We start from the raw sequence: 13,063 nt of genomic DNA, 5'->3' as shown, positions 1-13,063 counted from the left end.
TGCTCAGGGCAGAGCGGTACAGCACTGACCAGCGAATCCGAACAGGTACAGGTAGAGGTTGTGCTGGGGGACGACGCGGAGCTGACCACCGCGGTGCTCGCGGCACAGAACGGGGACGAGTGCGCGTTCCGTTCTGTGTACCGTGCGGTGCACCCGCGGCTGCTCGGTTATGTACGGACGCTCGTCGGCGAGCCGGACGCCGAAGACGTGACATCCGAGGCATGGCTCCAGATAGCCCGTGACCTCGGACGGTTCAGCGGCGACGCGGACCGGTTCCGCGGCTGGGCCGCGCGGATCGCCCGCAACCGGGCGCTCGACCACATCCGGATGCGGGGCCGCCGCCCCGCCGTCGGCGGCGACGAGTCCGAGCTGACCGGCCGGGCCGCCGAATCCGACACCGCCGGCGAGGCGATGGAGGCGCTCTCCACCGGGACCACCATGGCGCTCATCGCCCAGCTGCCCCAGGACCAGGCCGAGGCGGTGGTGCTGCGGGTCGTCGTCGGGCTCGACGCCAAGAGCGCCGCACAGACCCTCGGCAAACGCCCGGGGGCCGTCCGTACCGCCGCTCACCGCGGGCTGAAGCGGCTGGCCGAGCTGCTCGGCGCCGACGATGCGGAGGGCGTCAGTCCGGACCCTTCGGGGCAGTCGTCCAGTCCGCCCCGCCACCCCGGGAGACCGTCCCGCGGCGCCGCGCGCGCTCCCGCGGACCCGGCCGGGGCCGACGGGCTGAGCGACTCGGCCCGCCCCGCGCCCGGCCCCGCCGACCGGGCTGCCCGCAGCCTCGACGGCGTACCTCCGCAGCGCAGCCGGGACCAGGGGGCCACGGCGTCCGCCGGTGTGACGCATTCCTGGTGGCGGACGCAGAAGGACATGTGATGGCCGACGACCGGAACGAGTGGCTCGACCAGGTGACGGCGGAGCGTCTGATGCGCGGCGAACCGGTCTGTGACTTCGGCGAACTCGGCGAACCCGCACGTGCCGAGGCCGCCCGGCTGGCCGGGGCGCTGCGTTCGGTCGCCGCCCCGGAGGCCGGAGGCGCACAGCATCCCGGGGGCGAACTGCCCGGTGAGGCCGCCGCGTTGGCCGCCTTCCGTGCCGCGGCCGCCGGTGGGGCCTCCGAGCCGGGAGTCGTCCGGCTGGCACGCCGAGCCCCCGGGGCCGTCCGGGAATCGCGCCGGCCCCGCAGGGGTGGATACCGGGGGAAGCTGAGCGCCCCGTTCCGGCTCGGGGTCGTGGCCGTCGTGGCCGGATTCGCCTTCGGCGGGGTCGCCGTCGCGTCGGGCGCGGACTTCCTGCCCTCCCCCTTCGACGGAGCCGGTCCTTCGGCGACGGGTACGTCCGTCTCCGCCGGTCCCGGCGAGCTGCCTGACGCCACCCCCCGTACTCCCGCCGGCCCGGCACCCGAGGTGGCGCCGCCCGGTATGACCGGAACACCCAGTTCATCCTCCGTGCGGCCGGTCGAGGGCACAGGCATCGGCGCCCCGCCGAAGCCCGGGGTGAAGGGTGTCTTCCCCCAGCGGCTGTTCAAGGCCTGCCGCGAGTACCGGGCCGGGGCGCCCCGGCCCCAGGTGCGGGCGCTGCTGGAGCGGATGGCCAAGGGCCCGGCGCAGGTGCCGGCGTACTGCGGGGCGGTACTGGGCGCGGGCACGGATACCCATCCGGGGGCGGGCGGCGGAGTGAGCCGCGGCAGCCAGGGCCAGGCCAACGGCGCCGGAAACGGGAAGGGCAAGGGGAACGGAGCCGGTAACGCCAACGGCGGCGGTACGGGCAAGGGCAAGGGGAACGGGAAGGGCAAGGGCAAGGGGAACGGCGGTCCGGGCGGTGCCCGGGGCGGCCTCCAGGGAATCCAGGGCGGTGGCGTCGGCGCCCAGGACTCCCGGCCCGGACTGGGCAACGGAAACGCCAACGGACACGGCCGCGGCGGACCGCCCCACCACCGCGGCGGCGATCTCAAAGCCGGGCAGGGCCGGGGCGCACAGAGCACCACGGAGCAGTGGGGCAGGATCCCCGGCCGGACGGACACGACGAGCGGATCCGGTACCGGTACGGGCGCGACCGGCAGCACCGGCATCACCATCGCCCCCGCCGAACTGCCGCCGACGATGCTGGTCTGACGGTCCGGGGCGGCCGCGCGCGACGGCCGCCACCCCCGGGCAGGACCCCAACAGCCCCACTCCCCAACGGGAGTGATCGCCCCTCCCGCCCGCCCCGGAGCTGCGATTTTCCGATGATGTTCGTGGTGCTGTGACATTTCCGAGCACCGTGGCGCTGTAGAGAGTGAGCCGACTGGTCATCGGCGAGCGCCATAAAGCCGGGGGTTCCCCCCGTACCTACGGCTTGGCGCACCGGCGCGGGCGGGACACGTTCCCCCGGTCCCGCCCGCGCCCCTTCTTCCGCCTCCCCGGCCGACGGTCACCGGTTGTTCGTCACCAGTGGACGACGACCTTGTCACCGGTGCGGACCTGGTCGAAGAGCGCGGCGACGGCCGCCCGGTCCCGGACGTTGACGCAGCCGTGCGAAGCGCCCCGGTAGCCGTCGGCGGCGAATTCGGCGGAGTAGTGGACCGCCTGGCCGCCGCTGAAGAAGAGGGCGTACGGCATCGGGGTGTCGTACAGGGTCGAGACGTGGTCGCGGGACTTCAGGAAGACGCTGAACACGCCTTCACGGGTCGGGGTGTACTGCGAGCCGAAGCGGACGTCCATCGTCGACCGGACCGCGCCGTCCACGATCCACGACAGGGTGCGGGTCGTCTTGCTGATGCAGAGCACCCGGCCGTCGAGGCAGCGCGGGTCCGGTTTTGCCTTCGGCTTGTCGACGGTCCTGCCGTCGAGTTCGGCCCGGGTCGGCCGTTTGGTCATACCGAGCAGCCTGTCCCAGGTGACCGTGGTGACGGAGCCGGTCGACGGCAGTCCCCGCTTGTCCTGGAAGCCGCGGACCGAGGCGGCGGTGACCGTTCCGTAGAAACCGCTGGGGTTGGTGTCGAACCAGCCGATCTGCGCCAGCCGGGCCTGAAGCTCGCGTACCCGCTCACCCTGGTCGCCCTGCCGCATCAGCACCGCGGCGCCCGACTCCCGTACCTCCGCTTCCCCCTCCTTCTCCTTCGCCCCTTCCTCCTCTTCCTTCTCTTCCTTCTTCACCTTCGTCGTCCCGGGGGCCGGAGCGGGCCGTTCGGACGGTGCCGTGCGCTCGTCTCCGGTGCGGCCGTCGTCCGACGGTGACGGTACGGCGGAGACCGCGTCGCCCGGCCCGGGGCCGGCCGCACCGGGTGACCGGTCCGCGGCCCGCGCCGAGCAGCCTGTGGCGAGCGCCAGTACCGCGGCCGCGGCCAGTGTCCTGCGTACAACGGCCCTGCTCGTCATCCCGTCCCCCTGCGTCGCCGTACCCGCCGTACCCCTGGGTTTTCCTCTTCCGAGGATGCCCGCCCGGCCTGCCGGGTTGCGGGTTCCTCAGCATCATGGGGACGACGGGACGAAAACGACACCCCGCGACCACTGAGGAAGCGACTCCGACCGAATCCATTCGGAATTCGATCGCATCAGGACGGTGGCGGTGGTGAACGGACGACCGGACCGGAGGCGAGACGGACCATGGCACCTGCACGCGAATCGGAGTCCGGGCTGCCGTTCGAGCCGGTGTACGGCCCCGAGGACCTGGCGGACTGGGACCCGGCGGCCAGACTCGGCGTTCCGGGCGGCTACCCCTTCACCCGCGGGGTGTACCCGACCATGTACACCGGCCGCCCCTGGACCATGCGGCAGTACGCGGGCTTCGGCACCGCCGCCGAGTCCAACGCCCGCTACCGGCAGCTGATCGCCGACGGCACCACCGGCCTGTCCGTCGCCTTCGACCTGCCCACCCAGATGGGCCATGACTCCGACGCCCCCCTCGCGCACGGCGAGGTCGGCCGGGTCGGGGTCGCCGTCGACTCCCTCGACGATATGCGGGAGCTGTTCGCGGGCATCCCGCTGGACCGGGTCTCCACCTCCATGACGATCAACGCCCCGGCCGCACCGCTGCTCCTGCTGTACGAACTGGTCGCGGAGGAGCAGGGCGTGTCCGGTGACCGGCTCGACGGCACGGTCCAGAACGACGTGCTCAAGGAGTACATCGCCCGGGGGACGTACATCTTCCCGCCGGAGCCTTCGCTGCGGCTGACCGCCGACACCTTCCGCTACTGCAGCGACCGGCTGCCGCGGTGGAACCCGATCTCGGTCTCCGGCTACCACATGGCGGAGGCCGGGGCCTCGCCCGTACAGGAGGTGGCGTTCACCCTGGCCAACGCCGTCGCCTACCTCCGTACCGCGCTCGACGCCGGACTCACCGCGGACGGGCTCGGACCCCGGCTGTCGTTCTTCTTCGTGGCCCGCACCACCTTCTTGGAGGAGGTCGCCAAGTTCCGGGCGGCCCGCCGGATCTGGGCCCGGATCATGCGGGACGAGTTCGGCGCCCGGCAGCCGAGGGCCTGGACGCTGAGGTTCCACACCCAGACGGCGGGCGTCCAGCTCACCGCCCAGCAGCCGGAGGTCAATCTGGTACGGGTCGCGGTCCAGGCGCTCGGGGCCGTACTCGGCGGCACCCAGTCGCTCCACACCAACGCCTTCGACGAGGCCATCGCCCTGCCCACCGCCCACGCGGCACGGCTCGCACTCCGGACCCAGCAGGTGCTGGCGTACGAAACGGACGTGACCGCCACGGTCGACCCCTTCGCCGGCTCGTACGCGGTGGAGAGCCTCACCGACGCGGTGGAGGAGGCCGTCGTGGCCCTGATGGGCCGCGTCGAGGAGCTGGGCGGGGCGGTCGCGGCCCTCGGACAGGGCTTCCAGACCGGGGAGATCGAGCGGAACGCGTACCGCATCGCCCGCGAGACCGACAGCGGGGAACGGGTCGTCGTCGGCGTCAACCGCTTCCGCGTCGGGACGGCCGACGAGGAGCGGTCGTACGAGCCGCTGCGCGTCGACCCGGCCATCGAGACCCGGCAGAAGGCCCGGCTGGCAGCGCTGCGGGCGGCCCGGGACGGCAGGGCGGTCACGGAGTCCCTGACGGCGCTGCGCGCGGCGGCGGAAGGTTCCGCGAACGTGCTGTACCCGATGAAGGAGGCGCTGCGGGCGCGGGCGACGGTGGGGGAGGTCTGTGACACGCTCCGGGAGGTGTGGGGAGTCCACCGCCCGGCCGCCGGGTCCTGAGCCCGGGTCCTGAGCCCGGATCCTGAGCCCGGGTCCTGACTTCGGATCCTGCCCCGGAGCCCGCTCCCGACCAGCCCCCGACCAGTCCGAAGAGAGTTGTCCACAGCCCTGACCGAATTTCGGACCCGTGTGCGAAACTGCTCGGCATGCTGGGTGTAACCGATCTTCCGACCTTCCTGGCGGGACTCGTCCTGATCGTCCTCCTCCCGGGGCCGAATTCGCTGTACGTGCTCTCCGTCGCGGCCCGCCGGGGCGTGCGTACGGGCTACCGCGCCGCGGCCGGAGTCTGGGCCGGGGACGCGGTGCTGATGGTCCTCTCGGCGGCGGGCATCGCGTCCCTGCTGAAGACGAACGACCTGCTGTTCGGCATCGTGAAGTACGCGGGCGCGGGCTATCTCACCTGGCTGGCGTTCGGCATGCTGCGGGCCGCCTGGTCGATGTGGCGCGGCCGCTCCGAGGCTTCTCCGGAGGAGACCCGCGAGGAGGCGTCCCCCCAGCCCGCGGAGCGCCCGTTCCGCCGGGCCCTGCTGATCAGCCTGCTCAACCCCAAGGCGATCCTGTTCTTCATCGCCTTCTTCGTCCAGTTCGTCGACCCCGGCTACGCCTATCCGGCGCTCTCCTTCGCGGTCCTCGGGGGACTGGTGCAGATAGCCAGCTTCCTCTACCTCACCCTCCTGATATTCACCGGCACCCACCTGGCGGACGCCTTCCGCCGCCGCCGCAGACTCTCCGCGGGCGCCACCTCGGCGGCGGGCGCACTCTTCCTGGGCTTCGCGGTGAAGCTGACACTGAGCAGCGCCTGACCCGGAGGGCCGGTGGAGGTCCGGCCTACGGCGAGTGCGGTCCGGCCGCTGTCCCGGCCGCCGCTCGCGTGGCGGGGTCCGGTGGGCGCCGGAGCAGCCGCCCTCGGGACTGCGGTCGTCTCGCGCAACGGCATCTGTTCCCCCTGTCGGTGGTGGCGCACTGTGAGCGTGAGGCACAGGAGAAACACGGACGGGGGAGCCGGGAACAAACGAACGGCGGGAAGCCGGTCAGCCGTCGAGGCGGGCGCCCAGGTGGAGGACCTGATCCGGGAGGTACGGCGAGGAGACCGGGACCCGCCAGCCCATCCGGCGGACATGGCAGACCAGGGCCAGTGCGTCGAGGTCGAGCACCGCGTGGTTCGTCCCGGCCCGGTCGCCCGTCGTATGACGCTCGCGATGCGCCTCCAAGGTGTCCGCGAGGGCCAGGGCAAAGCCCTCGCGGTCGCCCTCCACCACCTGGGAGAGCAGGACCACGGGCGGTGCGGCCCAGTGGTACGGGGCGTGGCCGCCGGACGACAGGGCCCGGTCCATCGCCGGGACCGGGTCCGCGCCCCGCAGATAGTCGTGGAGCGCGGCCCCGTACGCCGCGACCGCCGTCACGGGCTCCGCCCCGGTGAGGAACCCGGGCTCCACCAGCACACAGGCCGCCAGCGCCGCACGGTCGCCCGTGACCAGCGCCAGCGCCACCGCCTGCTTCCAGAACGCGGGCTCCCCGGCCGCGTCGGGCCGGGCGGGCAGCAGCCGGGTCGTCCCCGCGACGGTGACCGGCAGTTCGCTCCCCTCCGGCGCCCGCGCCAGCCGGAACGCCGCCGCGCCCGCCTCCGCCGCGATCCGCAAGGCCCCCGGAAGACCCGGATGCCGGCCCGAGGCGTCGGCCGCGACCCGGTGCAGGAAGACCGAGAGGAAGCCGTGCGTCAGATGCTTCAGCACCTGTGCCGCCTCCGCCGGATGCTCCCGGGGGTCGCGGAAGCGGGCCAACTCCCGCCCCAGATAGTCCTCGAAGGCCGAGATGTCCTCGTTCCGCGCGTACGGATGCTCCGGCCGGTCCACCACCAGGGGCCCGGCGGCCAGTGCCGCCACCGTTTCGGCACCTTTGTCCCGCCCGTACGCCGCCACCCGCCCCCGCCGCGGTCGGAAGCCCGAAACCGGCCCGTACGGCAGATAGGCCGAGTCCACCCCGGGCACCCAGCCCTTCCGGCGGACCGCCATCGCCGCGAGCGCGATCGCCTCCAGCGGAAGCAGCCCGGCGAGCGTGGGGCTCGCGTACGACGCCTCCACCGCCCGGTGCTCCAGCAACTGCGCCGCCAGCGCCCGGCCGAACCCCGCCTCGTCGTCCGCGGCCAGCGCCCGCAGCGTCACCAGCGCCGCCCGGTACTGACGGCCGAGGGCGGGGTCCGGATCGAGCCGGTCGCAGAGCGCGGCGACCAGCCGGGCCCGCTCCGGTCCGGGTCTCGCCTCCGGCCCGCCCTCCACCTGCCCGTGGACATGGATCAGCAGGGCATGGGCCAGCGCCACGTCCGGCCGGGCCTCGTGACCGGCCAGCGGGGCGGCAGTGGCGACGAAGAGCGGGCCGTGCTCGTCGGCGGTGCCCGCGATGTACGAGAGCAGGAACGCCGTCAGCCAGGCACCGGGCCGCACCGCCGCCGGGCGGCCGAGACCGGGAGCGGGAGCCGGGCCGGGTCCGGGTCCGGGAGCCGGATCCCCGATCACCGAACCCGTGTAGCCGATCCGGAACCCGCCGCCCCGGCCCGAGGCCAGCGCGACCGACCCGACCGCCGCGGCCGCCGCCGACTCGAAGGCGGACCGGGCGTCCCGGTCGGTCAGCCCCGGATGGGCGACCGAACGCGCCGCCGCATAGCCGAGCAGCGATCCGGCGACCAGCCGCCAGCCGTCCGCCGGACGCGGACCGTGCTCCACCGCCTCTGCCTCGCGGGCTATCCGCTCGGTGAACCCGTTGAGCACCCCGGCCACCGCCGCCGGCTCGACCTCATGACGCTCGATGCGCATGGCCGCCGCCCCCCTGGCCTCCCGGCCCTCTGCCCCTGTGCGTGCCGTGCTGCCCGCCGCGCTTAGTGGATCTTGGTCAACAGCATAGGAAAGCAGCCGGATCCGGTCTCATCACGGGTGGTTCCACGGTCCGCACCGGCCCCTCCGGTCGCGGTCCGGGCACGATTCGGCCGCAGGTCGTACGGGCGTCACCACGGCGCTGTCCGGACCCGGACAGCCGGGTCATCCTGGGCGTTCCGGTGCGAGCGTCGAGGAGGACGGTATGAAGGTACGGCGGGGAATCGCCGCACTGTGCCTGGTCATCGGGGTGGGACTGACGGCGGGCGGCTGCTCGGGGCCGTTCAGGTTCCTGGTCGCCGTGTGGATCGGCGAGGACGGCAAGCCGGTTGCGGAGATCCGGCCGTGCGAGGGGGACCGGGCGTACGCCCTGGGCCTGAAGGGCCGTCCTGCCGCCGATCCCGCCACGGCGGGAAAGCCCTCCCGGCCGGTCCCGGACACCCTCAGGGAGACGTCCTGGCAGGTGGACCACCGGGACGGCGTCACCGCCGCCGTCTTCCCGCTGTTCTCGCCCCCGGCCGCCTGGCAGGTGACCGCGCGAGGGCCGCAGGAACTGCGGCCGGGCTACCGCTACTCCCTGGACTTCCGGACCGTCGAGGGGCGCGAGACGAGGTACGAAGCCGGAGCCCGCTTCACTGCCGAAGACCTCGCCACGCTGAAGCCGGGAGAAGTCTGGGACGGCGACGCGGTCACCCGGAAGGAATTCGATGAGCGGGCCGAGGAGTCGTGCTGACCGACCCCGCTGCCGGACCCGCCGACCGGCCGTCCGGTCCGCTCCCGCCGGTATCACGTGATCACCGGCCCGTGGAGCCACCCACCGCCCGCAGCCGTGTCACACTCCGGCCCCGCCCGGCGGCTGCCGGGTTCCGGTCCGAGCAGAGAAGTCCGAGCAGAGAAGAGTGAGAAACATCGCCGGACCCGCCCTCAGCCCTCCTGCCCGGCCACACCCCACCCCACCGCATCCACCAGCGTCGCGTTCCCCCCGCACACCACCAGGCCGATCCGGGCCTCCGCGCCGACACGGTCGACGACCCGGCGGGCCGCGGGCAGCAGACAGCCCGCCGCCGGCTCCGTCCACAGCTTGGCGTGCTCTGCCATATCGGCGACGCCCCGCACCGCTTCCGCGTCGGAGACCACGATCACGTCCTCGACCAGCGCGGCCGCATGGTCGTAGGTCAGCCGGGAGACCGAAGGCGCGCTGAGCGTCGTCACCAGCGACGACAGCTCGACCGGCACGGGGCCGCCCGCCGCCAGCGCCCGGGACATCGACTCGGCACCCGCCGTCTCGACGCCCCATACCCGGACCTCCGGCAGCAGCGCCTTCAACGCCACCGCGACACCCGAGATCAGCCCGCCGCCGCCGATGCTCACCAGGACGTCCGTCGGGGCCTGCGCACCGCTCGCCGGAAGGTCCTCGGCGAACTCCAGCCCGACCGTGCCCTGGGCCGCGATCACCAGCGGATCGTCGAAGGGGTGCACCAGGGTCATCCCCTCCGTGCGCAACCGCTCCATCAGCGCGAAGGCCTCCGGCATCGTCTCCGTGAGCCGGATCTGCGCGCCCGCCGCCTCCGCGGCCGCGACCGAGCGGGCCGAGGCCGTACGGGCCATGCAGACCGTTGCCTTGATATCGAGCATCCCGGCCGCCACGGCCACCGCGACCCCGTGGTTGCCGCCGCTGACCGCGACCACACCCGCCGCACGCTGCGCGGCATCCAGGGACAGCAGCTTCGCCAGTGCCCCGCGTGCCTTGAAGGAGCCGGTGCGCTGGAGGAGTTCCAGCTTCGCGACGACGGGGACCCCGAGCAGATCCGAGAGCCCGGGGGAGACCAGGGTCGGCGTGCGGACCAGACGCCCCTCGACGAGCCGGGCCGCCGCGCGTACATCCTCGATGCCAATCATGGCGCCATCCTCGCACCGTCCATCTGAACGGAACCTGTCCGTCCGGGGCAAGCGGGCCGTTACCGGGCATTCCGGGGTACTTCGAGGCCGTTCCCGAGCCGCTTACCGGACCATGCCCGTACCGTCCCGTTCCCGGCGCATTCCCCGAGGGCCGCGAGGGCCCCGTACCGCCCCCTGACCGTCTCCGGAGGCGGTACGCCTCGCCCCCCGGTACCTTCGGAAAGAGGCGTGACCTTACCCATACGAGTGCGTAACCATGCGCGCGCGACTGTTTTTTCTTCCCCTAACAGGTTGAACTTTTGTTGATCAGTGGTCAGTTGACCCCCTGCTGGGCCTACTCTTCAACAGGTGAACCAACTGATGTCCCGAGAGTCCGAAGCCGATCTGCCCGGGAGCGTCTCACTGCCCGGCACGCTGCCCGAAGCCCTGCGCGCCGAGCTGATCGCGTTCCGCCGCGACCTCCATATGCACCCCGAGCTGGGCAACCAGGAGTTCCGCACCACCACCGCGATCAAGAACCGGCTGGAACAGGCCGGACTTGCGCCGCGCGTCCTGAGCATGGGCACCGGACTCGTCTGTGACATCGGCTCCTGGGACGGCGTGACGCCGATGCTGGCGCTGCGCGCGGACATCGACGCACTGCCGATCCCCGATACCAAGACCTCGGTGGCGTACCGCTCCACGGTTCCGGACCGGGCCCACGCCTGCGGCCACGACGTCCACACCACGACGGTCCTCGGCGCCGGGCTCGTCCTCGCCGAACTGGACCGCGCCGGGCTGCTGCCCGCACCGGTCCGGCTGCTCTTCCAGCCCGCCGAGGAGGTACTGCCGGGCGGTGCGCCGGACGCGATCGCCTCCGGGGTCCTGGACGGCGTCGGGCGGATCATCGCGGTCCACTGCGATCCCAAGGTCGACGCCGGATACATCGGTCTGCGGCCCGGACCGATCACCTCCGCCTGCGACCGGCTGGAGATCACCCTCGACGGGCCCGGCGGCCACACCGCCCGCCCCCATCTGACCACCGACCTGGTCACCGCCGCCGCGAAGATCGTCACCGAGGTTCCGGCCCTGGTGGCCCGCCGGATGGACGCCCGCTCCGGACTCGCCGTGACCTGGGGCCGGATCGAGTCCGGCCATGCCTGCAATGTGATCCCGCAGCACGCCGAGCTGTCCGGAACCGTACGGTGCCTGGACCTCACGGCCTGGCGGGAGGCGCCCGATCTGGTGCACGCGGCGATCGACGAGGTCGCCACGCTCCACCGGGCCAAATCGCAGATCGACTACATCCGCGGGGTCCCGCCGGTGGTGAACGACCCGGCGGTCACCGACCTCCTCCGGGCCGCCCAGTCCGCCCGCCGCGGCGCCCACACGGTCGAGGACACCGAGCAGAGCCTCGGCGGCGAGGACTTCTCCTGGTATCTGGAGCACGTACCGGGCGCGATGGCCCGCCTCGGCGTCCGCCGCCCCGGCGATACGGTCCGCCGCGATCTGCACCGGGGCGACTTCGACGTCGACGAGGAGTCGATCCGGGTGGGCGTCGAGCTGTTCACGGCGGCGGCCCTGCTGAACGCGCGCGGGGACAAGGACGAGGAGAAGGACGCGGAGAAGGGCTGAGAGCAGGACGAGGAGAAGGGCTGAGAGAAGGGCGAGGAGCAGGAGGAGCAGGGGCGACCGAGCCCCGCCGGGGAGGCCGGAGGTCGTCGATTTCCGGACACATCGCGATGTGCGTACCACCGGCCCCACCGGCCCCCGGGACCCGTACACCCCCTGTCACTCCCCGGGCGCTCGCCGCTCCCCCGTACCCCGCTCCGTCACCGCTCCGTCACCCTCCAGACCGGTGAACGCGACGATCCGATAACGACTCATGAACGGGTCTTTAACTGACATCTACGCGCGTTACGATCGCGGCGAAACCAGCGCCGGAAGAGGCGCTTTCGGTCAGTCTCGAAGGGACCCTCCTCTTGCGCCGGGTATCCAAGATCACCGCCGCGGGCATCACGGCCGCGGCCCTCGCCCTCACGGCCACCGCGTGCGGCGAGTCCTCCACCGATTCCAGCTCCTCCAGCTCGTCCTCCAGCGGGACCGCGGGCAAGCTGAAGGTCGGCGCGGCGTACGACGTCGGCGGCCGCGGTGACAACTCCTTCAACGACTCCGCCGCGCGCGGTCTGGACCAGGCCAAGGCCGATCTGGGCGCCGAGGTCAAGGAGCTGACCGCCAAGCACGGCGAGACCCCCGCCGACCGCGAGGCGCGTCTGGTTTCGCTGGCCGAGGGCGGCTTCAACCCGGTCATCGCCGTCGGGTTCGCCTACAAGGACGCCGTCGACAAGGTCGCCGCCAAGTTCCCGAAGACCACCTTCGGTCTGGTCGACTCGGTCTCCGAGGCCAAGAACGTCGACAGCATCGTCTTCACCGAGGAGCAGGGCTCCTACCTCGCGGGTGTCGCCGCGGCGCTGAAGTCGAAGGACGGCAAGGTCGGCTTCATCGGCGGTGTCGACCTTCCGCTGATCAAGAAGTTCGCGGCCGGCTTCGAGCAGGGCGTCAAGGAGACCAAGCCGAGCGCCTCGGTCCAGATCCAGTACCTGACCACCGGCACCGACCTCTCCGGCTTCGGCAGCCCGGACAAGGGCAAGGCCGCCGCGCAGGGCATGCTCGACAAGGGCATCGACGTGATCTACGCGGCCGCGGGCGGCTCCGGCGCCGGCGCCATCGAGGCCGTCGCCGCCAAGAAGGGCACCTGGGCCATCGGCGTCGACTCCGACCAGGCCAAGGACCCGGCCCTGTCGAAGTACGCCGGTTCCATCCTGACCTCGGTCGTCAAGAACGTCGACACCGGTGTCTTCGAGCTGGCGAAGTCCGTCAAGGACGGCAAGCCGCTGGTCGGCGTCCACACCTACTCCCTCGCGGAGAACGGTGTCAGCCTCACCACCACCGGTGACCACCTGAAGGACATCCAGGCCCAGCTCGACGCCGCGAAGAAGAAGATCGTCGACGGCCAGATCAAGGTCAAGACCACCATCTGACCGAAGCCGTCCGATCAGGGTCCGGGGGATGCGGCCGTACCGTTCCTCCGGGCCCTGATCCACGCGGTGTCCCATGATCTCCACGGTGCTTCCG

At 72.5% G+C, this 13,063-nt stretch carries 10 protein-coding genes; 7 read left to right on the top strand and 3 right to left on the bottom strand.

The window, feature by feature from the left end; translation table 11 throughout:
• The first annotated feature begins 60 nt into the window (after window positions 1-60).
• Window positions 61-876 (top strand): RNA polymerase sigma factor, encoded by an 816-nt coding sequence (locus ACIQ9E_RS16750; RefSeq protein ID WP_403707506.1) that lies wholly within the window; start codon window positions 61-63, stop codon window positions 874-876.
• The gene (locus ACIQ9E_RS16745; protein WP_403707504.1) at window positions 876-2,114 is read left to right on the top strand and encodes a hypothetical protein; all 1,239 of its coding nucleotides are present in this window, start codon (window positions 876-878) and stop codon (window positions 2,112-2,114) included. Before ACIQ9E_RS16750 ends, ACIQ9E_RS16745 begins: the two co-directional genes overlap by 1 nt.
• A gap of 312 nt (window positions 2,115-2,426) precedes the next feature.
• Here the strand turns inward: ACIQ9E_RS16745 and ACIQ9E_RS16740 are convergent, their stop codons facing one another.
• Window positions 2,427-3,359: a L,D-transpeptidase family protein gene (locus tag ACIQ9E_RS16740; RefSeq protein WP_403707502.1), complete on the bottom strand. Its 933-nt coding sequence runs from the start codon at window positions 3,357-3,359 to the stop codon at window positions 2,427-2,429.
• Window positions 3,360-3,587: 228 nt separating this feature from the next.
• On the opposite strand from ACIQ9E_RS16740, the gene ACIQ9E_RS16735 reads away from it, so the two are divergent.
• Together ACIQ9E_RS16735 and leuE are read left to right on the top strand one after the other, a co-directional pair.
• Window positions 3,588-5,183 carry a methylmalonyl-CoA mutase gene (locus tag ACIQ9E_RS16735; protein ID WP_403707500.1) on the top strand — a complete coding sequence of 532 codons (1,596 nt, stop codon included), beginning with the start codon at window positions 3,588-3,590 and terminating at the stop codon, window positions 5,181-5,183.
• A 146-nt stretch (window positions 5,184-5,329) separates the two neighbouring features.
• Window positions 5,330-5,986: a leucine efflux protein LeuE gene (leuE, locus tag ACIQ9E_RS16730; protein ID WP_403707498.1), complete on the top strand. Its 657-nt coding sequence runs from the start codon at window positions 5,330-5,332 to the stop codon at window positions 5,984-5,986.
• 228 nt (window positions 5,987-6,214) lie between these two features.
• On the opposite strand, the gene ACIQ9E_RS16725 is transcribed toward leuE, so the two are convergent.
• The gene (locus ACIQ9E_RS16725; RefSeq protein ID WP_403707496.1) at window positions 6,215-7,993 is read right to left on the bottom strand and encodes an Imm49 family immunity protein; all 1,779 of its coding nucleotides are present in this window, start codon (window positions 7,991-7,993) and stop codon (window positions 6,215-6,217) included.
• 262 nt (window positions 7,994-8,255) lie between these two features.
• Here ACIQ9E_RS16725 and ACIQ9E_RS16720 point away from each other — a divergent pair, with 262 nt between their 5' ends.
• Window positions 8,256-8,783: a hypothetical protein gene (locus ACIQ9E_RS16720; protein WP_403707494.1), complete on the top strand. Its 528-nt coding sequence runs from the start codon at window positions 8,256-8,258 to the stop codon at window positions 8,781-8,783.
• A 191-nt stretch (window positions 8,784-8,974) separates the two neighbouring features.
• Here ACIQ9E_RS16720 and ACIQ9E_RS16715 read toward each other — a convergent pair whose 3' ends face one another.
• Window positions 8,975-9,949, bottom strand: a complete 975-nt coding sequence (locus tag ACIQ9E_RS16715; RefSeq protein ID WP_403707491.1) for a pyridoxal-phosphate dependent enzyme — start codon at window positions 9,947-9,949, stop codon at window positions 8,975-8,977.
• 360 nt (window positions 9,950-10,309) lie between these two features.
• Between ACIQ9E_RS16715 and ACIQ9E_RS16710 the strand changes: the two genes are divergently transcribed.
• The gene (locus tag ACIQ9E_RS16710; protein ID WP_403708122.1) at window positions 10,310-11,563 is read left to right on the top strand and encodes an amidohydrolase; all 1,254 of its coding nucleotides are present in this window, start codon (window positions 10,310-10,312) and stop codon (window positions 11,561-11,563) included.
• Between the two features lie 347 nt (window positions 11,564-11,910).
• On the top strand, window positions 11,911-12,969 hold the full coding sequence (locus ACIQ9E_RS16705) for a BMP family protein (protein ID WP_403707489.1): 1,059 nt from the start codon (window positions 11,911-11,913) through the stop codon (window positions 12,967-12,969).
• Window positions 12,970-13,063: the final 94 nt, after the last annotated feature.

Source organism: Streptomyces sp. NPDC094448, assembly GCF_044763775.1.
GTDB lineage: Bacteria > Actinomycetota > Actinomycetes > Streptomycetales > Streptomycetaceae > Streptomyces.
The sequence above is the reverse complement of the archived record's forward strand: the minus strand, read 5'-3'. Positions and strand labels throughout refer to the sequence as shown.